The sequence below is a fragment of the Escherichia sp. WS338 genome (genome assembly GCF_046486405.1).
GTDB lineage: Bacteria > Pseudomonadota > Gammaproteobacteria > Enterobacterales > Enterobacteriaceae > Escherichia > Escherichia coli.
In genome coordinates this window covers 104,711-126,402 of record NZ_JBJQLL010000011.1, presented here as the reverse complement: position 1 = coordinate 126,402, position 21,692 = coordinate 104,711, and the positions used below count along the sequence as shown (strand labels likewise).

The window sequence follows — 21,692 nt, the reverse complement described above, 5'->3', positions numbered from 1 at the left end:
GAGTAGCAGTCAGAGACATAACTGGCACGTAAGGTTTGCAACCACTAACCCACCAATAGAGAGGTAGATAGGGCGTTAATCTCCCATACTTAACCTGGTTTATGGTAAATTGCCCTCCATTTTGTTTAATTTGTAGATGATACGTTCAGATAATGTCTAATATTTGGTCAAAAGAAGAAACTCTGTGGAGTTTCGCGCTCTACGGCACAGCCGTTGGTGCAGGCACGCTCTTCCTTCCTATTCAGTTAGGTTCGGCGGGGGCTGTGGTCCTGTTTATTACTGCTCTGGTCGCCTGGCCTTTAACATATTGGCCACATAAAGCCTTATGCCAGTTCATCCTCTCATCAAAAACATCAGCAGGTGAAGGGATAACGGGCGCGGTAACACACTACTATGGCAAGAAGATTGGTAATCTGATTACCACGCTGTATTTCATCGCCTTTTTTGTCGTCGTGTTGATATATGCCGTGGCAATTACCAACTCACTTACGGAACAGCTGGCAAAGCATATGGTTATTGATCTTCGCATCCGTATGTTGGTGAGTCTGGGGGTTGTATTAATCCTGAATCTCATTTTTCTGATGGGACGCCATGCCACTATTCGGGTAATGGGATTTTTGGTATTCCCATTGATTGCCTATTTCTTATTTCTTTCTATTTACCTGGTCGGTAGTTGGCAACCTGATCTATTAACAACCCAGGTAGAGTTCAATCAGAATACCCTTCACCAGATATGGATATCGATTCCCGTGATGGTTTTCGCCTTTAGCCATACGCCCATTATTTCTACGTTTGCCATAGACAGACGTGAAAAATATGGCGAACACGCTATGGATAAATGCAAAAAAATTATGAAAGTCGCTTATCTCATCATCTGCATAAGTGTACTGTTCTTTGTCTTTAGCTGCCTGCTTTCTATTCCACCTTCGTATATTGAAGCGGCTAAAGAAGAAGGGGTTACCATTTTATCGGCGCTTTCTATGCTGCCGAACGCCCCAGCATGGTTGTCAATTTCCGGGATTATTGTCGCAGTAGTTGCGATGTCAAAATCATTCCTGGGTACGTACTTTGGCGTTATTGAAGGTGCCACAGAGGTCGTCAAAACAACATTACAGCAGGTTGGTGTAAAGAAAAGTCGTGCATTTAACCGCGCACTATCAATTATGTTGGTATCGCTGATTACCTTCATTGTTTGTTGCATTAACCCGAACGCGATTTCGATGATTTACGCGATCAGCGGCCCGCTCATTGCCATGATACTTTTCATCATGCCTACGCTGTCAACGTATCTCATCCCGGCGCTTAAACCCTGGCGTTCCATCGGAAATCTGATTACGCTGATCGTGGGTATCCTGTGCGTATCGGTAATGTTCTTTAGCTAATATCCGTTGTGGATGGTTCAAAATTGCTTCAATTTTGAACCATCCCAGTTTTCATAATGTTCATTTGTTATTATTCCGCTCTATCACTTCTCTCGTAATATTATATAATTATCAGCCAGTTAAACACACAAAGAGTTCTGAACATCTTAAATAAGACTATTTAAGATACATGACGATTGCATTGCGTAAACGCTTTTTGTTTACAAAAAAATGGGGAAGTATTACGGCGATTGCGAAAAGTCTGAAGCGCTTGAATTAAGATAATATAGAAAATCAGATACAACAAAAATGGCAGGTAGATGATGTGAAGATAAATTGGAGCGGGCGAAGGGAATCGAACCCTCGTATAGAGCTTGGGAAGCTCTCGTTCTACCATTGAACTACGCCCGCTTCGAGATGCGTAAGGCATTATAAACCTTACGCTCTCCTTAGCAAGTACCACGCTGCTGACTGCTGATTAATTCGCCATCAGCATTTTGGCTTGCTGCCCTGAGGCGGCAAGTAACGCAGCGGATCAATTGCCGTAGCACGGTAACGAATCTGGAAATGCAGGCGAACAGATGCCGCATCAGTGCTCCCCATAGTGGCGATTTTTTGCCCAGCCTTCACGCTTTGCCCATTATTTACCAGCATCGTGTCATTATGGGCGTAAGCCGTAATGTAATCTTCACTGTGTTTAATCATGATGAGATTACCGTAGCCACGCAGCTGGTTGCCCACATACACCACCTTTCCTGCACCCGCGGCGTAAATAGGTGTACCCCGTGGAGCTGAGATATCAATCCCTTTATTGCCGCCATCAGCTGTCGAATACGGCATGATAACTTTCCCTGTCGTTGGCCATAACCAACAACGTTGCCCTACTGGCGGCCAGGAAGATTTCGGTACTGCTGATGACGGTGTAACCGATGCGGTTTTGGTCGTTGATTTGGCGGTTGATTTACGTGTACTGCTACTTTTCGCCCCACCCAGTTTTAGTTTCTGACCAACTTCAATGGTGTAAGGGGGGGAAATGCCGTTCAGTCGCGCCAGCTCTTTTACGCTGGTTCCCGTGGTGCGCGAAATACGATATAGCGTATCCCCCCGTTTCACGGTGTAAACGGAGCCGGAATACGTTCCTGTATCGGATGATTTGCTACCCGAACAGCCCGCTAAAAGCAGTCCAACCGATAACAACATCACGATACCCAGAGATTTTTTATTCAGGCGTCCCGCACTCAAAATCTTTCCTCGCTTAAAAAACAAGACGCCATATCATAGCAGCCAGCCTCTTGATACCCAATCTCTTGCTTCTGGAAAAACGATGTAATAGAGAAAGAGGTTAATTTCATTTGGCAAAGGGAAGTATCATCAGCAAAATATTTGCTGTAGTGGTATCGAAGTTCCTGACTTTTACCCTATTTCCCACCTTGATGCGTAATAATCCTGATTTATCACATTGATTTTATCGCCACTCATATTGATACGTATCACTGTCCCTATTCAGAGTCCTGTTTCGTATCATATCTGTGTTTTTTTAACATCATCACACTTCCTTCCTCCCTTAACGCTTATCGTCGTTTCTGGCGTAAATCTTGCCTGCTTAGACTAAATCTTTGCCATAAGAACCAAATGTTCAAATCGAGGGGATTTCTATGGAAGCGCGGGAAGCAACCGCTACAGGTGAATCATGCATGCGCGTAGATGCCATTGCTAAGGTCACCGGGCGGGCACGATATACTGACGATTATGTTATGGCGGGCATGTGTTACGCGAAATATGTACGTAGCCCTATCGCACATGGTTATGCCGTAGGTATTAATGATGAACAAGCCAGAAGTTTACCAGGCGTACTGGCGATTTTTACCTGGGAAGATGTACCTGATATCCCATTCGCTACAGCTGGGCATGCATGGACACTTGACGAAAACAAGCGCGATACCGCCGATCGCGCACTGCTAACTCGCCATGTTCGTCATCATGGTGACGCCGTTGCCATCGTCGTGGCCCGTGATGAACTCACGGCAGAAAAAGCGGCGCAATTGGTCAGCATTGAGTGGCAAGAATTACCCGTTATCACCACGCCAGAAGCGGCGCTGGCAGATGACGCTGCACCAATCCATAACGGCGGCAATTTACTAAAACAAAGCTCGATGTCGACGGGTAATGTCCAACAAACAATCGATGCCGCCGATTACCAGGTGCAGGGGCACTATCAGACTCCCGTTATTCAACATTGTCATATGGAAAGCGTGACATCGCTGGCATGGATGGAGGATGACTCGCGAATTACCATCGTTTCCAGCACCCAGATCCCGCACATTGTTCGCCGTGTGGTTGGTCAGGCGCTGAATATTCCCTGGTCATGCGTACGAGTCATCAAACCGTTTGTCGGTGGCGGTTTTGGTAATAAACAGGATGTACTGGAAGAGCCAATGGCGGCATTCCTGACCAGCAAGCTTGGCGGCATTCCGGTGAAAGTTTCCCTTAGCCGTGAAGAGTGTTTCCTCGCAACCCGTACCCGCCACGCTTTTACTATTGACGGGCAAATGGGCGTGAACCGCGACGGAACATTGAAAGGTTATAGTCTGGATGTTCTGTCTAACACCGGCGCTTATGCATCTCACGGGCACTCCATCGCTTCTGCGGGCGGAAATAAAGTCGCTTACCTTTATCCTCGTTGTGCCTACGCTTACAGTTCAAAGACCTGCTATACCAACCTCCCCTCGGCTGGTGCGATGCGTGGTTATGGCGCGCCACAAGTCGTATTTGCCGTTGAGTCTATGCTTGATGACGCCGCGACAGCGTTAGGTATTGATCCTGTTGAAATTCGTTTACGCAACGCCGCCCGCGAAGGAGATGCTAATCCGCTCACGGGCAAACGTATTTACAGCGCAGGGTTGCCGGAGTGTCTTGAAAAAGGCCGGAAAATCTTTGAATGGGAAAAACGCCGTGCAGAATGCCAGAACCAGCAAGGCAATTTACGCCGCGGCGTTGGCGTCGCCTGTTTTAGCTACACCTCTAACACCTGGCCTGTCGGCGTAGAAATAGCAGGCGCGCGCCTGTTGATGAATCAGGATGGAACCATCAACGTGCAAAGCGGCGCGACAGAAATCGGTCAGGGGGCCGACACCGTCTTCTCGCAAATGGTAGCAGAAACCGTGGGGGTTCCGGTCAGCGACGTTCGCGTTATTTCAACCCAAGATACCGACGTTACGCCGTTCGATCCCGGTGCATTTGCCTCACGCCAGAGCTATGTTGCCGCGCCTGCGCTGCGCAGTGCGGCACTGTTATTAAAGGAGAAAATCATCGCTCATGCCGCTGTCATGCTACATCAGTCAGCGATGAATCTTACCCTGATAAAAGGCCATATCGTGCTGGTTGAACGACCGGAAGAGCCATTAATGTCGTTAAAAGATTTGGCGATGGACGCCTTCTACCACCCTGAACGCGGCGGGCAGCTCTCTGCCGAAAGCTCCATCAAAACCACCACTAACCCACCAGCGTTTGGCTGTACCTTTGTTGATCTGACGGTCGATATTGCGCTGTGTAAAGTCACCATCAACCGCATCCTCAACGTTCATGATTCGGGCCATATTCTTAATCCGCTACTGGCAGAAGGTCAGGTACACGGCGGAATGGGAATGGGCATTGGCTGGGCGCTATTTGAAGAGATGATCATTGATGCGAAAAGCGGCGTGGTCCGTAACCCCAATCTGCTGGATTACAAAATGCCGACCATGCCGGATCTGCCACAACTGGAAAGCGCGTTCGTCGAAATCAATGAGCCGCAATCCGCATACGGACATAAGTCACTGGGTGAGCCACCAATAATTCCTGTTGCCGCTGCTATTCGTAACGCGGTGAAGATGGCTACCGGTGTTGCAATCAATACACTGCCGCTGACGCCAAAACGGTTATATGAAGAGTTCCATCTGGCAGGATTGATTTGAGGATAACATCATGTTTGATTTTGCTTCTTACCATCGCGCAGCAACCCTTGCCGATGCCATCAACCTGCTGGCTGACAACCCGCAGGCCAAACTGCTCGCCGGTGGCACTGACGTACTGATTCAGCTCCACCATCACAATGACCGTTATCGCCATATTGTTGATATTCATAATCTGGCGGAGCTGCGGGGAATTACGCTGGCGGAAGATGGCTCACTACGTATCGGCTCTGCAACGACATTTACCCAGCTCATTGAAGATCCTGTAACTCAACGTCATCTCCCGGCGTTATGTGCTGCGGCCTCATCCATTGCCGGACCGCAGATCCGTAACGTCGCTACCTACGGTGGAAATATTTGCAACGGTGCCACCAGCGCAGATTCTGCCACGCCAACGCTAATTTATGACGCGAAACTGGAGATCCACTCCCCGCGCGGTGTTCGTTTCGTCCCGATTAATGGCTTTCACACCGGGCCGGGCAAAGTGTCTCTTGAGCATGACGAAATCCTTGTCGCCTTTCATTTTCCGCCCCAGCCGAAAGAACACGCGGGCAGCGCGCATTTTAAATATGCCATGCGCGACGCAATGGATATTTCAACGATTGGCTGCGCCGCACATTGCCGACTGGATAACGGCAATTTCAGCGAATTACGTCTGGCATTTGGTGTTGCCGCGCCAACGCCGATTCGCTGCCAACATGCCGAACAGACTGCACAAAATGCGCCATTAAACCTGCAAACGCTGGAAGCCATCAGCGAATCAGTCCTGCAAGATGTCGCCCCGCGTTCGTCATGGCGGGCCAGTAAAGAGTTTCGTCTGCATCTCATCCAGACGATGACCAAAAAAGTGATTAGCGAAGCCGTCGCCGCGGCGGGGGGAAAATTGCAATGAATCACAGCGAAACAATTACCATCGAATGCACCATTAACGGGATACCTTTTCAGCTTCACGCCGCACCAGGCACGCCGCTCTCGGAATTACTCCGCGAACAAGGACTGCTAAGTGTCAAACAAGGGTGCTGCGTGGGTGAATGTGGTGCCTGTACGGTGCTGGTCGACGGCACAGCAATAGACAGTTGCTTATACCTTGCCGCCTGGGCTGAAGGAAAAGAGATCCGCACGCTGGAAGGTGAAGCGAAAGGCGGAAAACTTTCTCATGTTCAGCAGGCTTATGCGAAATCCGGCGCAGTGCAGTGCGGGTTTTGTACGCCGGGCCTGATTATGGCTACCACGGCAATGCTGGCGAAACCACGCGAGAAGCCATTAACCATTACGGAAATTCGTCGTGGACTGGCGGGAAATCTTTGTCGCTGCACGGGGTATCAGATGATTGTAAATACAGTTCTGGATTGCGAGAAAACGAAGTAAAAGGATATCCGGCCTGAATTCAGGCCGGATTCACTGAGGTTATGTGTTTAACAACTCATATTTCTTAATCTTGCGATAGAGCGTAGCAATGCCGATGCCCAGTTCATCAGCAACTTCCTTCTTGCTGTTATGACGTGAAAGCGCCTCGCGGATCATTTGCTTTTCCATCTCCTCCAGCGCCGTGCCGCCCGCATCATCGAGTGCCAGGTGCGCCTCACTGACCTCTGTTACATCACTTTGCTCCGTTGTGCCATTATTCAGCAGATTTGGCGGCAATAGCGTGCTGTCGATAACTTCACCTGAAGGAACCACGTTAACCAGATATTCCATCAAATTGCTTAACTCGCGCAGGTTTCCGGGCCAACGATGCTTACGCAATATTTCGACGACATCGGGAGCAATGCCCGGATAAACCGATCCCAGACGACGGGTATGCAGATGTAAAAAGTAATGCACCAGTAGTTCAATATCTTCCTGACGTTCACGCAGCGGTGGCAGAGTTATCGGGATAACATTAAGTCGGTAGAAGAGATCTTCGCGGAATTTACCTTCGGCAATGAACTGGGCCAAATTCTGGTTAGTTGCAGAAATGATGCGAATGTCGACTTGTATTGGGCTACTGGCACCAATCGGCAGAATTTCACGTGCCTCAATAGCGCGCAGTAATTTAGCCTGCAACATCAATGGCATATCACCTATTTCATCGAGAAACAGCGTGCCCGTATTCGCCGCCTGAATCAACCCTGTTTTACCGTTGGCAGATGCGCCAGTAAATGCGCCTTTAACATAACCGAACAGTTCGCTCTCCAGAAGCTGCTCCGGAATCGCGGCACAGTTGATAGCAATAAAAGGTTTATTCCGTCTTCCGCTCAACTTATGGATTGCACGGGCGACGACTTCTTTACCCGTGCCGCTTTCGCCAACCACCATAACGCTGGATGGGCTGGGTGCAATACGGCTAATGAGTCGTTTTAATTGCCGCATAACACGGCACTCGCCAACCAATTGTTCAATATGCGGTTCATCAGGTGCATTTGCTACAGAAAAACTGGTATGCGATTGGTGAAACGCCATTAAAAATAATTGTCGGCCCTGAATGTTATGCAATTGACCAATGATTAATTCACTTTTATCGTCCCACGAAACAATATGCTGCATATGTCCATGGGTAAAATTACTCTCAAATGTTAATGGTCTGAAACGGATAGGTTTCCCAATAATATTATTTTGCACAACACCGAGTGTTTTTAAGGCAGTCTGATTAACAAACTGAACCCGATTTTCGTCATCAACAACTAAAACGCCCTGATCCATATTATCGATCATGGTCGCGAATATTTTACTGATGTTATCTCCTGGCCCCTGATCCTCCAGAAGTTTCGAAACAAAAATGGTGGATATATGGCGAACGTAATCAGAAAATTCGCGTAAATTATCACTGATATGTTCTTGTTGCTCGTGGGTAACGGCAATCAAACTTATCACCCCAACACAACGATCCTGTAAAATGACAGGCGTACCCAGAAATGCTTTTTCACGGCAATTTTCTTTACTATCGCAACCTTCGCAAAGGGGATCGAAGCGAGATTGTGTCACAACTTTTTCAGTTTTCGTTTCCAGGACGTGGCGGAGCAGGCGTGAGTTGCCGCTCAACTGGCGACCAAGAAACTTCCCATACGCGCCCGTTCCGGCGACGCGACACAAGTTTTCATCAACGATCTCAACCTCAAGCTGCAAAACGCTGGCAAGCATTCTGGCAAAACGCTGAATTGTCGGTTGAATTTGCATCAGTACTGACTGCGTAGTAGCAAGCTCCATAGCTTTACCTTCCAGACTTACTTAAAAGTCGATCATTGAAGACGTTGATGGTTCACAGATCATGATGATATTAACTCAGACGAAATTGGCTTTGATAAAAACATAAGATTTTTATCACTTTCTAATGAAATTATGGAAGAGATATCACATTTCTATATCAATATGAGAATTACGGCGGTGAGTTTATCAAACTGACGAGGGATAACCTGCCCCTTTATCTTATTTCTGATACTTAGCAGCAAATAAATAACGCGATAAAAAAAGCCAAACGTTTTCGTATTTTACAAACAACCAGAAGCTGGCATCAATTTGTGATCAACCCCACACATTACCCGTCAAATTAGTCTTTTGCAGCCGCTTGGATAATTCTGGCATAGTTATTGTTAGTCCCAGGTATAGCTGTGAAAAGACCAATCACTTTTTGGCAAGTCACAGTGAAATAAACCTCTTTGCCTGTCATTCCACTACCGGGACTTTATGATGAAAACTGTTAATGAGCTGATTAAGGATATCAATTCGCTGACCTCTCACCTTCACGAGAAAGATTTTTTGTTAACGTGGGAACAGACGCCAGATGAACTGAAACAAGTACTGGACGTTGCCGCAGCATTAAAAGCACTGCGTGCTGAAAACATCTCAACCAAAGTCTTTAATAGTGGATTAGGTATTTCCGTATTCCGCGACAACTCCACCCGTACCCGCTTCTCTTATGCTTCCGCGCTTAACCTGCTCGGCCTCGCACAGCAAGATCTCGACGAAGGCAAATCACAAATCGCTCACGGCGAAACCGTGCGTGAAACCGCCAATATGATCTCCTTCTGCGCCGATGCCATCGGTATTCGTGACGATATGTATCTGGGCGCAGGCAACGCTTATATGCGTGAAGTTGGCGCTGCACTTGATGACGGCTACAAGCAGGGCGTACTGCCGCAGCGTCCGGCTTTAGTGAACCTGCAATGCGATATTGACCACCCGACTCAGTCAATGGCTGACCTCGCATGGTTACGTGAACACTTTGGTTCACTGGAAAACCTGAAAGGTAAAAAAATCGCCATGACCTGGGCCTACTCCCCAAGCTATGGCAAACCGCTATCTGTACCACAAGGCATCATCGGTCTGATGACTCGCTTCGGTATGGATGTCACCCTGGCCCATCCGGAAGGCTACGACCTGATCCCGGATGTCGTTGAAGTCGCTAAAAACAATGCTAAAGCCTCTGGCGGTAGCTTCCGTCAGGTCACCAGCATGGAAGAAGCCTTCAAAGACGCAGACATCGTTTATCCGAAGTCATGGGCACCTTACAAAGTGATGGAAGAGCGTACTGAATTGCTGCGCGCTAACGATCACGAAGGCTTAAAAGCACTGGAAAAACAGTGTCTGGCGCAGAACGCTCAGCACAAAGACTGGCATTGCACCGAAGAGATGATGAAACTGACCCGTGATGGCGAAGCCCTGTACATGCACTGCCTGCCAGCTGATATCAGCGGCGTATCCTGCAAAGAAGGTGAAGTGACTGAAGGCGTATTCGAAAAATACCGTATCGCAACCTACAAAGAAGCCAGCTGGAAGCCTTATATCATCGCCGCGATGATCCTGTCCCGTAAATACGCCAAACCAGGTGCACTGCTCGAGCAACTGCTGAAAGAAGCGCAAGAACGCGTGAAATAACCCCTCGGGCCGATCAGCTGGTCGGCCCTCTATTTCCAGAGGCCAAAAGGATAGGATATGTCCGTTTTCTCATTGAAGATTGATATCGCCGATAACAAATTTTTCAACGGCGAAACATCACCGCTCTTTTCGCAAAGCCAGGCCAAACTGGCGCGCCAGTTCCACCAGAAAATTGCTGGTTATCGCCCAACACCGCTTTGTGCGCTGGACGATCTCGCAAACCTTTTTGGTGTGAAGAAAATTCTCGTCAAAGACGAATCAAAACGATTCGGTCTGAACGCCTTCAAAATGCTCGGCGGTGCATACGCCATCGCTCAATTATTGTGCGAAAAATATCATCTTGATATCGAAACGCTGTCATTTGAGCACCTGAAAAATGCCATCGGCGAAAAAATGACTTTCGCGACCACCACCGACGGCAACCACGGGCGCGGTGTGGCGTGGGCAGCACAGCAACTCGGACAGAATGCGGTGATTTACATGCCGAAAGGTTCTGCTCAGGAACGCGTTGACGCCATTCTGAACCTCGGTGCCGAGTGCATCGTCACGGATATGAACTATGACGATACCGTTCGCCTGACCATGCAACACGCGCAGCAGCACGGCTGGGAAGTGGTGCAAGATACCGCCTGGGAAGGTTACACCAAAATCCCAACCTGGATCATGCAGGGCTATGCAACACTGGCAGATGAAGCCGTCGAGCAAATGCGTGAAATGGGCGTAACCCCGACGCACGTTCTGCTGCAAGCCGGTGTCGGCGCGATGGCCGGTGGTGTGCTGGGTTATCTGGTCGATGTCTACAGCCCGCAAAATCTGCACAGCATTATTGTTGAACCTGACAAAGCTGACTGTATTTATCGCTCTGGCGTCAAAGGCGACATCATCAACGTTGGCGGTGATATGGCCACCATCATGGCAGGCCTGGCCTGTGGCGAACCTAACCCGCTGGGCTGGGAAATCCTACGTAACTGCGCCACCCAATTCATCTCCTGCCAGGACAGCGTTGCCGCATTAGGTATGCGCGTACTGGGTAATCCGTACGGCAACGATCCACGCATCATCTCCGGTGAATCCGGCGCTGTCGGTTTGGGCGTTCTCGCAGCGGTTCATTATCACCCGCAACGTCAAAGCCTGATGGAAAAACTGGCGCTGAACAAAGATGCCGTGGTGCTGGTTATCAGCACTGAAGGCGACACCGATGTGAAGCACTACCGCGAAGTTGTCTGGGAAGGCAAACACGCTGTAGCACCTTAATCACCCTATTGGAACTGCCCCCCGCAAAACGGGGAGTAAAAAATCTGGAGAAAAATAATGGCTAAGAATATTCCATTCAAACTGATTCTTGAAAAAGCAAAAGATTACCAGGCAGACATGACTCGCTTCCTGCGCGATATGGTTGCTATTCCCAGTGAAAGCTGCGACGAAAAACGCGTAGTACATCGTATTAAAGAAGAGATGGAAAAAGTCGGCTTCGATAAAGTTGAAATCGACCCGATGGGCAACGTTCTCGGTTATATCGGCCACGGCCCGCGTCTGGTGGCAATGGACGCTCATATTGATACCGTCGGCATTGGCAACATCAAAAACTGGGACTTCGATCCGTACGAAGGCATGGAAACTGATGAGCTGATCGGTGGTCGCGGTACTTCCGACCAGGAAGGCGGCATGGCATCTATGGTTTATGCCGGTAAAATCATTAAAGACCTCGGTCTGGAAGATGAATATACCCTGCTGGTTACCGGTACGGTGCAGGAAGAAGACTGCGACGGTCTGTGCTGGCAGTACATTATTGAACAATCCGGCATTCGCCCGGAATTTGTGGTCAGTACTGAACCGACTGATTGCCAGGTATACCGTGGTCAACGCGGTCGTATGGAAATTCGCATTGATGTTCAGGGTGTTAGCTGCCACGGTTCTGCACCAGAACGCGGTGACAACGCCATTTTCAAAATGGGTCCGATTCTTGGCGAATTACAAGAACTCTCCCAGCGCCTGGGCTATGATGAATTCCTCGGCAAAGGCACCCTCACCGTTTCTGAAATCTTCTTCACATCCCCAAGCCGTTGCGCTGTAGCAGATAGCTGCGCAGTTTCAATCGACCGCCGTCTGACCTGGGGCGAAACCTGGGAAGGCGCGCTGGACGAAATCCGCGCCCTGCCTGCGGTACAGAAAGCTAACGCGGTTGTTTCTATGTACAACTACGACCGTCCGTCCTGGACTGGCCTGGTTTACCCAACCGAATGCTACTTCCCGACCTGGAAAGTGGAAGAAGATCACTTCACTGTTAAAGCACTGGTGAATGCCTACGAAGGTCTGTTTGGCAAAGCGCCGGTTGTTGATAAGTGGACCTTCTCAACTAACGGCGTATCTATCATGGGCCGTCACGGCATTCCGGTGATCGGCTTTGGCCCGGGTAAAGAACCTGAAGCGCATGCACCTAACGAAAAAACCTGGAAATCTCACCTGGTGACCTGTGCCGCGATGTACGCTGCAATCCCGTTAAGCTGGCTGGCAACCGAATAATTACTCTTCACTTATTCCCCTCCGGTTCGCCGGAGGGTTTTTGGAGTTTGCTATGCGCGTATTGATCAAAAACGGCACTGTCGTTAACGCAGATGGACAAGCCAAACAAGATTTGCTGATTGAGAGCGGGATTGTTCGCCAATTGGGCAGCAATATTTCGCCGCAGCTCCCGTATGAAGAAATTGATGCCACTGGCTGTTACGTTTTCCCTGGCGGCGTGGATGTCCATACGCATTTCAATATAGATGTCGGCATCGCGCGCAGTTGTGATGATTTTTTTACCGGTACCCGCGCAGCTGCGTGTGGCGGTACAACAACCATTATTGACCATATGGGATTTGGCCCGAATGGCTGCCGGTTACGCCATCAACTGGAGGTTTATCGTGGCTATGCCGCCCATAAGGCGGTCATCGACTACAGCTTTCATGGTGTGATCCAGCACATTAATCACGCCATCCTCGACGAAATTCCGATGATGGTCGAAGAAGGACTGAGCAGTTTTAAACTCTATTTAACCTATCAATACAAACTCAACGATGACGAGGTTTTGCAGGCATTACGCCGTCTGCATGAATCCGGCGCGCTGACCACCGTGCACCCGGAAAATGATGCGGCTATCGCCAGCAAGCGGGCGGAATTTATCGCCGCAGGGTTAACCGCGCCGCGCTATCACGCCTTGAGTCGCCCTCTGGAATGCGAAGCGGAAGCCATCGCCCGCATGATTAACCTGGCACAAATTGCCGGTAACGCCCCGCTCTATATCGTGCATCTGTCTAACGGCTTAGGTCTGGATTATCTGCGTCTTGCCCGTGCGAATCACCAGCCAGTCTGGGTTGAAACCTGCCCACAATATCTCCTGTTGGACGAACGCAGTTACGATACAGAAGATGGCATGAAGTTCATTCTTAGCCCACCGCTGCGTAACGTACGCGAGCAGGACAAACTGTGGTGTGGCATCAGCGATGGTGCGATTGACGTGGTGGCGACCGATCACTGCACCTTCTCGATGGCCCAGCGCCTGCAAATTTCTAAAGGCGATTTCAGTCGCTGCCCAAATGGCTTACCCGGTGTGGAAAACCGCATGCAGTTACTGTTTTCCAGTGGCGTGATGACGGGACGTATAACACCGGAACGTTTTGTTGAACTAACCAGCGCAATGCCCGCCAGGCTGTTTGGCCTGTGGCCGCAAAAAGGGATATTAGCGCCCGGTTCCGATGGTGACGTGGTGATTATCGACCCACGTCAGAGCCAACAAATTCAGCATCGCCATCTCCACGACAACGCCGACTACTCGCCCTGGGAGGGGTTTACCTGTCAGGGCGCAATTGTCAGAACATTATCCCGTGGTGAAACGATTTTCTGTGACGGCACCTTTACAGGCAAAGCCGGGCGAGGTCGTTTCCTGCGACGCAAACCGTTTGTCCCTCCCGTGCTCTAACCACTGCCAGGGATCTATACACAATCAAGAATGATGAGTGAGGAAAAATGAGTAAGAAAATTGTTCTCGCCCTGGGCGGGAATGCGCTGGGCGATGACCTGGCCGGACAAATGAAAGCGGTAAAAATTACTTCTCAGGCAATTGTTGATTTAATTGCCCAGGGACATGAAGTTATCGTCACTCACGGTAACGGGCCACAGGTGGGCATGATTAACCAGGCCTTTGAAGCTGCCGCAAAAACTGAAGCGCACTCGCCAATGCTGCCGATGTCTGTCTGTGTTGCCTTAAGCCAGGGCTATATTGGTTACGATCTACAAAACGCCTTAAGAGAAGAACTGCTTTCTCGTGGCATTAATAAACCTGTAGCAACGCTGGTTACCCAGGTCGAAGTCGATGCTAACGATCCGGCATTCCTCAACCCGACCAAGCCGATCGGTTCGTTCTTTACCGAGCAGGAAGCAGAGCAACTGACAAAACAGGGTTACACTCTGAAAGAAGATGCTGGTCGCGGCTATCGCCGTGTTGTTGCCTCGCCAAAACCGGTTGATATCATTGAAAAAGAAACGGTTAAAGCTCTGGTAGATGCAGGTCAGGTGGTGATCACCGTTGGCGGTGGTGGTATTCCTGTTATTCGTGAAGGTAACCATCTGCGTGGTGCCAGTGCGGTTATCGATAAAGACTGGGCCAGCGCCCGTTTAGCAGAAATGATTGATGCCGATATGCTGATCATTCTGACTGCGGTAGAAAAAGTGGCCATTAACTTCGGTAAAGAGAATGAACAGTGGCTCGATCGCCTGTCATTAAGTGATGCTGAACGCTTTATCGAAGAAGGTCATTTTGCGAAAGGTTCTATGCTGCCTAAAGTGGAAGCTGCCGCCTCGTTTGCTCGCTCTCGCGCAGGTCGTGAAGCACTGATTACCGTATTGAGCAAAGCGAAAGAAGGGATTGAAGGCAAAACCGGAACGGTGATTTGTCAGTAATTTAAAGGCCGGGTGGGTAATACCATCCGGCCATTTTCATTTAAGCCACTTCCAGCACTTCTTTTGTCGCTTTCACGCCCTGATGCATCAACATCATTAACGCCTCAAGTACGCCGCCGCCAATCGCCCGGGCTTTATCAGAAACGCTGGTGAAATCAGCCGTTTCACCACGAGGATCGATATCACCAATTTTAAAACCACCGACCACTGCTAGTCCGTCGTTCAACAAGCCACGCACCATCCCCGTCAACGGTGCTTTAATTTCATGCTCACCAATCCAGGCAATCACATCGCCCTCTTTCACCAGATCGCCTAATTTCACGTTGGATCGCATAATGCCTGCAGCAGGAGCACGGATCACCCGTCGGGTGGTATGCCCCATAATATTGCCAGGAACACCGGTATTCTCCTGCGCACAACCAGAGTAAATCACCTGACCGAGCCAGTGCCCGCGATTTGTTTCAATTACCGCATGACAATCCTTCCCTGCAATAAAGCCCGGCCCAAGCGCGATTGTTACTGGTGCCATATCTGCCCGCGTCCCCAAATTCTGTTTCGCCAGAATAGCGTCCACCACGCAAAGCGGTTTCAGTTCATCAAGCAATGAACAGGCGGGATCTACCATCACAGGGATGAATCCGCGTTCGGTAAGTTTCATCGCTTCCGCAGAGCTGGTTGCCAGGCGGGCAGTGACGCCTTCGACCGTCATTTCGCCATCGAACACGGCCTGGGCAAACGCCACGGTACAACGAATCACTGTCGGTTTTTCCACTTCCAACATGATCACTTTAAAACCCGCATGATACAGACGTAGCGCTACACCACTGGCGATATCCCCCGCACCGCGAATCACCACCAGCTGGTGTCCGGAAGGATGAGAAGGCTTCATCATCAGCCCACCCGGCGCGTTATTTTTCACCTGTAATATTTCTGCCAGCACGCTAATGGCGATCTCCTGCGGCGTTTCCGCACCTATGTTGTAACCAACGGGCGCATGTAAACGGGCAATATGTTCTTCAGCCACGCCTTTCTCACGCAATTGGCGCAGGAAAAGCTGAACCTTGCGGCGACTTGCCAGCAACCCCAGCCATGCAATGGGTTGTTCAATGAGTTTGTCGAGGGCTTCACGATCCTGATTATTCGTGGCAATCAGGACAAAATTATCAGGGCGAATATCCAGTGCTTCCACTGCCGCACCAAACGACTCAGCATGGAGAAGCGTGGTTGATGGTGGGAATAGTTCAGGATTGAGGCTTTCGCGATAAATATCAGCAACGGCGATATCAAATCCTAATAGCGCCGCACTCTGGGCTATCGCCCGGTTGACATGCCCCGCACCAATCAACACCAGACGTGGACGCATACCATGGACGCTGATAAATACTGACATTGCACCTCCACAATCTGACCCGACAGCATCCGCACCGTTACGAGCCATACGTCCATGGAATAATCGCGGCTTACGTTCCTGCAATGCCTGAAGCGACTCTTCAATCACCTTCCGTTCAACCATTCCACCACCAATTGTACCGACGATAGAACCATCGGCGCGCACTAACATTTGTGCAGAATGGCGAGGAGTCGAACCTCGGCTATCAACAATTTGCGCCATCGCAAACGGACAATTTTGCTCTTCAAGTTTTGCAGCCTCTGTGAAAATATTCATACCAACCTCAATGGATATCCTTTCAGTAACCCGGAATACCCGGGCCGCTAATTCACAAATCTGCGCGCGATTGCAGGATGTTCTTGTATATCGCCCAGCCAGATTGCCTCTACGTCGTGTTGTTGCAGCGGTTGAAGGAGCTCGCTTTGCGCAATCGCATTCTCACATTGAGAAAAACGGTTAATGAACCAGACTCGCCGACAACCTTGCGGTACGTTTTTAAATGCGCCCTGAGGGTGGCGAACCAGCGCAACGAGATCGCTCAGTTGCAAGGTTGCATCAGGTGTTAACCCGGTAATATCAGCAAACTGCGACCAGCGATGGACATTTTCTGTGCTCACTTTCGCGCCCAAAATATGTCCTCCCATCACAGCAATCACGCAGCAACTGCTTTTGGGTATGCAAGGTTCGTGCTCATCAGGCGCTTTTAACGGCATTCCACGCGAGCCATCTGCCTCAATGAGAATTACGTCACACTCTGGTCGTTGCACCAGTGCATCAATCGCTTCTGGCGTAAATCCCTGCACTTTTCCCTGGTTCGCTTTCCAGCTGTGAAAACAAAATGAAATGGGGGATGTAAGAGACGCATGAGGAAGCATGGCGGGATCACGACAGAAAACCACGGGCCAGTGAGACGTTGGCATAAACATATGTGTCGTCGTAGTGATTAACACACGCCTGCCGCTAGCCTGGAGCAGTTCTGCCAGCCAAAAAAGCAAGCTGGTTTTCCCCCCAGCACCAACAATAGAAATCACAGTGGGACGTTTCTGCGCGCCTAAATCAATGAATAATGCCGATGGGTCAATTATACTTTTCACGCGTCTTTATGGACCTCTCTGGGATAAATTATCCCCAACTTAATGCATCAGGAAGTAACGCAATTATCAGGCGTTATTAGCTCCTGTAAATAATGGAATCACTATGTCAGCCATCGACTGTATAATTACCGCTGCCGGATTATCATCAAGAATGGGGCAATGGAAAATGATGTTACCCTGGCAACAGGGAACAATTCTTGATACAAGTATCAAAAATGCGTTGCAGTTTTGTAGCCGAATTATTTTAGTCACCGGCTATCGTGGTAATGAACTGCACGAACGTTATGCGAACCAGAGCAATATCACTATTATCCACAACCCAGATTATGCGCAGGGTTTACTGACATCAGTAAAGGCCGCAGTACCCGCGGTGCAAACAGAACATTGTTTTCTCACCCACGGAGATATGCCAACCCTCACCATCGATATTTTTAGAAAAATCTGGTCGTTACGAAATGATGGCGCAATACTGCCACTCCATAATGGCATCCCCGGCCATCCGATTTTAGTGTCAAAACCATGCCTGATGCAGGCAATCCAGCGACCCAATGTCACCAATATGCGTCAGGCACTCCTTATGGGAGAACATTATTCCGTCGAAATAGAAAATGCAGAAATAATTTTAGATATTGATACTCCTGACGACTTTATTACAGCGAAGAAAAGGTATACTGAAATTTAGAAAACGTAGTTAAACGATTGCGTTCAAATATCTAATCCCTCCAGCACTCTTTATCATAATGATAAGGAATCACTGATTTTGAGAAAAGAGAAAAAGTGATAAATGGGCTGGCAATAATAATTTTCAGGAGTGATTTTAATTCTCATTTGGCACCTGTGAGTTCATTCACAAAAAGCCATTAAGTTTCGAGCCGCCTCACATTTTTTTATATTTCCCGCCAAACCTGGCAAGAGTGGTGCGATTGTTGCTCTATCCCCCTAAACCACCGGATTTCTCAACACCGGTCACTCAATGATATCTGTATAAGCTAAGGAGAGGGTTATGGGGGATATTATGCGTCCCATTCCGTTTGAGGAACTTTTGACGCGCATATTTGATGAATACCAACAACAACGCTCAATCTTTGGTATTCCCGAGCAACAGTTTTACTCACCCGTAAAAGGTAAAACTGTTAGCGTCTTCGGTGAAACCTGTGCCACTCCCGTCGGCCCTGCCGCTGGCCCGCACACGCAACTTGCGCAAAACATCGTCACCTCCTGGCTGACTGGCGGACGCTTCATCGAACTAAAAACCGTCCAAATTCTTGACCGCCTGGAGCTGGAAAAGCCCTGTATCGATGCCGAAGACGAGTGCTTTAACACCGAATGGTCTACCGAATTTACCCTGCTTAAAGCCTGGGATGAATACCTCAAAGCCTGGTTTGCCCTGCACCTTCTCGAAGCGATGTTCCAGCCTTCTGATTCCGGTAAATCGTTCATCTTTAATATGAGCGTCGGTTACAACCTCGAAGGTATTAAGCAACCGCCGATGCAGCAGTTCATCGACAATATGATGGACGCATCTGACCATCCGAAATTCGCTCAATACCGCGATGCACTTAATAAGCTACTCCAGGATGAGGCATTTTTAGCCCGCCACGGATTGCAGGAAAAACGCGAAAGCTTGCAAGCCTTACCCGCTCGCATCCCCACCAGCATGGTACAAGGGGTTACCCTCTCCACCATGCACGGCTGTCCTCCGCATGAAATCGAAGCCATTTGCCGCTACATGCTGGAAGAAAAAGGGCTCAACACCTTTGTGAAACTCAACCCGACCTTACTGGGGTACGCGCGTGTTCGTGAGATCCTCGATGTCTGCGGTTTCGGTTACATCGGCTTAAAAGAAGAGTCATTTGATCACGACCTCAAGCTGACGCAAGCACTGGAAATGCTGGAACGCCTGATGGCACTGGCAAAAGAAAAATCACTCGGCTTTGGCGTAAAACTGACTAACACTCTCGGCACCATCAACAATAAAGGCGCACTGCCCGGTGAAGAGATGTATATGTCAGGCCGTGCGCTGTTCCCGCTCTCCATCAACGTTGCAGCAGTTCTCTCTCGCGCCTTTGACGGCAAACTGCCCATTTCTTATTCCGGTGGTGCCAGTCAGCTGACTATCCGCGATATTTTTGATACTGGTATTCGCCCTATTACTATGGCAACCGACCTGCTGAAACCTGGCGGCTATCTGCGCTTAAGTGCCTGCATGCGCGAGCTGGAAGGCTCAGATGCCTGGGAGCTTAACCACGTTGACGTCGAACGACTGAACAGACTGGCAGCAGACGCGTTAACCATGGAATACACCCAGAAACACTGGAAGCCAGAAGAGCGTATTGAAGTGGCTGAAGACCTGCCGCTGACCGATTGCTACGTTGCCCCCTGTGTTACTGCCTGCGCTATCAAGCAAGATATTCCGGAATACATCCGTCTGCTTGGCGAACACCGCTATGCCGACGCGCTGGAACTCATCTATCAACGCAACGCCCTGCCCGCCATTACCGGTCATATTTGCGATCACCAGTGCCAATACAACTGTACCCGCCTGGATTACGACAGTGCGCTGAATATCCGCGAACTGAAAAAAGTCGCCCTGGAAAAAGGTTGGGATGAATATAAGCAACGCTGGCACAAACCAGCCGGTTCCGGTTCACGCCATCCGGTAGCCGTGATTGGTGCAGGTCCGGCAGGTCTGGCGGCAGGTTACTTCCTTGCCAGAGCGGGCCATCCGGTTACGCTGTTTGAACGCGAAGCCAATGCGGGCGGCGTGGTGAAAAATATCATTCCTCAGTTCCGTATTCCTGCAGAGTTAATTCAGCACGATATCGATTTTGTTGCCGATCACGGCGTGAAATTTGAGTACGGTTGCTCACCCGATTTGACCATTGAACAGTTAAAAAATCAGGGCTTCCACTATGTTCTGATTGCCACCGGCACTGATAAAAATAGCGGTGTGAAACTGGCGGGCGACAACCCAAATGTCTGGAAATCACTCCCTTTCCTGCGTGAATACAACAAGGGCACCGCGCTCAAGCTGGGCAAACATGTGGTCGTTGTCGGGGCGGGTAACACCGCAATGGACTGCGCTCGTGCGGCGTTACGCGTTCCAGGCGTAGAAAAAGCAACGGTCGTTTACCGTCGTTCACTGCAAGAAATGCCCGCATGGCGCGAAGAGTATGAAGAAGCGTTGCACGACGGCGTGGAGTTCCGTTTTCTGAATAATCCGGAACGTTTCGATGCTGATGGCACCTTAACCTTGCGCGTTATGTCGCTTGGCGAACCTGATGAGAAAGGTCGTCGCCGTCCGGTTGAAACCAACGAAACAGTAACGCTGCATGTAGACAGCCTGATCACCGCCATTGGTGAACAGCAGGATACTGAAGCCCTGAATGCAATGGGCGTGCCGCTGGACAAAAACGGCTGGCCAGACGTCGACCATAATGGCGAAACTCGTCTGACTGACGTCTTTATGATCGGCGACGTACAGCGCGGACCATCCTCCATTGTCGCTGCTGTCGGAACCGCGCGTCGGGCGACCGATGCCATCCTTAGTCGGGAAAATATCCGTTCCCACCAGAACGATAAATACTGGAACAACGTTAATCCGGCGGAAATCTATCAACGCAAAGGCGATATCTCTGTCACCCTGGTGGATAGCGACGATCGTGACGCGTTTGTCGCCCAGGAAGCCGCACGCTGCCTTGAATGTAACTACGTTTGCAGCAAGTGTGTGGATGTCTGCCCGAACCGCGCCAACGTCTCCATTGCGGTCCCAGGCTTCCAGAACCGTTTCCAGACGCTGCACCTCGACGCTTACTGTAACGAATGCGGCAACTGCGCTCAGTTCTGCCCGTGGAACGGTAAACCATACAAAGACAAAATCACCGTCTTCAGCCTGTCGCAAGACTTTGATAACAGCAGCAACCCTGGCTTCCTTGTGGAAGATTGCCGGGTACGAGTACGTCTGAATAACCAAAGCTGGGTGTTAAACATCGACAGCGAAGGTCAGTTCAACAACGTACCACCGGAGCTGAACGATATGTGCCGCATTATTAGCCATGTCCACCAGCATCATCATTATCTGCTGGGCCGCGTGGAGGTGTAA

The 21,692-nt window shown here is 49.7% G+C and carries 15 protein-coding genes and 1 tRNA gene; 11 read left to right on the top strand and 5 right to left on the bottom strand.

The window, feature by feature from the left end; translation table 11 throughout:
• Positions 1-152: 152 nt before the first annotated feature.
• Positions 153-1,382 carry an amino acid permease gene (locus ACJHWT_RS12550; protein ID WP_000065950.1) on the top strand — a complete coding sequence of 410 codons (1,230 nt, stop codon included), beginning with the start codon at positions 153-155 and terminating at the stop codon, positions 1,380-1,382.
• Between the two features lie 316 nt (positions 1,383-1,698).
• Here the strand turns inward: ACJHWT_RS12550 and ACJHWT_RS12545 are convergent.
• Together ACJHWT_RS12545 and actS are read right to left on the bottom strand one after the other, a co-directional pair.
• Positions 1,699-1,772 (bottom strand) — tRNA-Gly (locus tag ACJHWT_RS12545).
• A 78-nt stretch (positions 1,773-1,850) separates the two neighbouring features.
• Complete coding sequence (gene actS / locus ACJHWT_RS12540) at positions 1,851-2,603, bottom strand: amidase activator ActS (protein ID WP_001309712.1); 753 nt, start codon at positions 2,601-2,603, stop codon at positions 1,851-1,853.
• Positions 2,604-3,016: 413 nt separating this feature from the next.
• Between actS and xdhA the strand changes: the two genes are divergently transcribed.
• The 3 genes from xdhA to xdhC are packed head-to-tail and all read left to right on the top strand — an operon-like array spanning position 3,017 to position 6,679.
• A complete protein-coding gene (gene xdhA / locus ACJHWT_RS12535) occupies positions 3,017-5,314 on the top strand; it encodes a xanthine dehydrogenase molybdenum-binding subunit XdhA (protein WP_000388089.1) in 2,298 nt (765 codons plus the stop codon).
• A 10-nt stretch (positions 5,315-5,324) separates the two neighbouring features.
• Positions 5,325-6,203 carry a xanthine dehydrogenase FAD-binding subunit XdhB gene (gene xdhB, locus ACJHWT_RS12530; protein WP_000459188.1) on the top strand — a complete coding sequence of 293 codons (879 nt, stop codon included), beginning with the start codon at positions 5,325-5,327 and terminating at the stop codon, positions 6,201-6,203.
• Entirely contained in the window at positions 6,200-6,679 is a 480-nt protein-coding gene (xdhC, locus tag ACJHWT_RS12525) for a xanthine dehydrogenase iron sulfur-binding subunit XdhC (protein WP_001016587.1), read from the top strand. The genes xdhB and xdhC overlap by 4 nt, the downstream gene beginning before the upstream one ends.
• Positions 6,680-6,718: 39 nt before the next feature.
• Here the strand turns inward: xdhC and ACJHWT_RS12520 are convergent, their stop codons facing one another.
• The gene (locus ACJHWT_RS12520) at positions 6,719-8,497 is read right to left on the bottom strand and encodes a sigma-54 interaction domain-containing protein (RefSeq protein ID WP_000417790.1); all 1,779 of its coding nucleotides are present in this window, start codon (positions 8,495-8,497) and stop codon (positions 6,719-6,721) included.
• A 480-nt stretch (positions 8,498-8,977) separates the two neighbouring features.
• On the opposite strand from ACJHWT_RS12520, the gene ygeW reads away from it, so the two are divergent.
• The 5 genes from ygeW to arcC are packed head-to-tail and all read left to right on the top strand — an operon-like array spanning position 8,978 to position 15,106.
• Complete coding sequence (gene ygeW / locus ACJHWT_RS12515) at positions 8,978-10,165, top strand: knotted carbamoyltransferase YgeW (RefSeq protein ID WP_001696120.1); 1,188 nt, start codon at positions 8,978-8,980, stop codon at positions 10,163-10,165.
• Between the two features lie 57 nt (positions 10,166-10,222).
• Positions 10,223-11,419, top strand: coding sequence for a diaminopropionate ammonia-lyase (gene dpaL, locus ACJHWT_RS12510; protein ID WP_000110489.1), 1,197 nt, complete (start codon positions 10,223-10,225; stop codon positions 11,417-11,419).
• 57 nt (positions 11,420-11,476) lie between these two features.
• Entirely contained in the window at positions 11,477-12,688 is a 1,212-nt protein-coding gene (locus tag ACJHWT_RS12505) for a YgeY family selenium metabolism-linked hydrolase (protein ID WP_001107125.1), read from the top strand.
• Positions 12,689-12,740: 52 nt separating this feature from the next.
• Entirely contained in the window at positions 12,741-14,126 is a 1,386-nt protein-coding gene (hyuA, locus tag ACJHWT_RS12500; RefSeq protein ID WP_001264459.1) for a D-phenylhydantoinase, read from the top strand.
• A gap of 47 nt (positions 14,127-14,173) precedes the next feature.
• Positions 14,174-15,106, top strand: coding sequence for a carbamate kinase (gene arcC / locus ACJHWT_RS12495; RefSeq protein WP_000037992.1), 933 nt, complete (start codon positions 14,174-14,176; stop codon positions 15,104-15,106).
• 40 nt (positions 15,107-15,146) lie between these two features.
• Here arcC and yqeB read toward each other — a convergent pair whose 3' ends face one another.
• Together yqeB and yqeC are read right to left on the bottom strand one after the other, a co-directional pair.
• The gene (yqeB, locus tag ACJHWT_RS12490) at positions 15,147-16,772 is read right to left on the bottom strand and encodes a selenium-dependent molybdenum cofactor biosynthesis protein YqeB (RefSeq protein ID WP_001020377.1); all 1,626 of its coding nucleotides are present in this window, start codon (positions 16,770-16,772) and stop codon (positions 15,147-15,149) included.
• Between the two features lie 47 nt (positions 16,773-16,819).
• Positions 16,820-17,590: a selenium cofactor biosynthesis protein YqeC gene (gene yqeC / locus ACJHWT_RS12485; RefSeq protein ID WP_000835698.1), complete on the bottom strand. Its 771-nt coding sequence runs from the start codon at positions 17,588-17,590 to the stop codon at positions 16,820-16,822.
• A 103-nt stretch (positions 17,591-17,693) separates the two neighbouring features.
• Between yqeC and mocA the strand changes: the two genes are divergently transcribed.
• Together mocA and ygfK are read left to right on the top strand one after the other, a co-directional pair.
• Complete coding sequence (mocA, locus tag ACJHWT_RS12480; protein WP_001272860.1) at positions 17,694-18,272, top strand: molybdenum cofactor cytidylyltransferase; 579 nt, start codon at positions 17,694-17,696, stop codon at positions 18,270-18,272.
• Between the two features lie 321 nt (positions 18,273-18,593).
• The gene (gene ygfK / locus ACJHWT_RS12475; protein ID WP_000502372.1) at positions 18,594-21,692 is read left to right on the top strand and encodes a putative selenate reductase subunit YgfK; all 3,099 of its coding nucleotides are present in this window, start codon (positions 18,594-18,596) and stop codon (positions 21,690-21,692) included.

What these genes read in the sequence shown, in the direction of transcription:
- xdhA (WP_000388089.1), top strand. Translation starts at nt 3,017, where the DNA reads ATGGAAGCGCGGGAAGCAACCGCTACAGGTGAATCATGCATGCGCGTA.
- ACJHWT_RS12505 (WP_001107125.1), top strand. Translation starts at nt 11,477, where the DNA reads ATGGCTAAGAATATTCCATTCAAACTGATTCTTGAAAAAGCAAAAGAT.
- dpaL (WP_000110489.1), top strand. Translation starts at nt 10,223, where the DNA reads ATGTCCGTTTTCTCATTGAAGATTGATATCGCCGATAACAAATTTTTC.
- yqeB (WP_001020377.1), bottom strand. Translation starts at nt 16,772, where the DNA reads ATGAATATTTTCACAGAGGCTGCAAAACTTGAAGAGCAAAATTGTCCG.
- ACJHWT_RS12550 (WP_000065950.1), top strand. Translation starts at nt 153, where the DNA reads ATGTCTAATATTTGGTCAAAAGAAGAAACTCTGTGGAGTTTCGCGCTC.
- arcC (WP_000037992.1), top strand. Translation starts at nt 14,174, where the DNA reads ATGAGTAAGAAAATTGTTCTCGCCCTGGGCGGGAATGCGCTGGGCGAT.
- ygeW (WP_001696120.1), top strand. Translation starts at nt 8,978, where the DNA reads ATGAAAACTGTTAATGAGCTGATTAAGGATATCAATTCGCTGACCTCT.
- hyuA (WP_001264459.1), top strand. Translation starts at nt 12,741, where the DNA reads ATGCGCGTATTGATCAAAAACGGCACTGTCGTTAACGCAGATGGACAA.
- mocA (WP_001272860.1), top strand. Translation starts at nt 17,694, where the DNA reads ATGTCAGCCATCGACTGTATAATTACCGCTGCCGGATTATCATCAAGA.
- xdhC (WP_001016587.1), top strand. Translation starts at nt 6,200, where the DNA reads ATGAATCACAGCGAAACAATTACCATCGAATGCACCATTAACGGGATA.
- ACJHWT_RS12520 (WP_000417790.1), bottom strand. Translation starts at nt 8,497, where the DNA reads ATGGAGCTTGCTACTACGCAGTCAGTACTGATGCAAATTCAACCGACA.
- ygfK (WP_000502372.1), top strand. Translation starts at nt 18,594, where the DNA reads ATGGGGGATATTATGCGTCCCATTCCGTTTGAGGAACTTTTGACGCGC.
- xdhB (WP_000459188.1), top strand. Translation starts at nt 5,325, where the DNA reads ATGTTTGATTTTGCTTCTTACCATCGCGCAGCAACCCTTGCCGATGCC.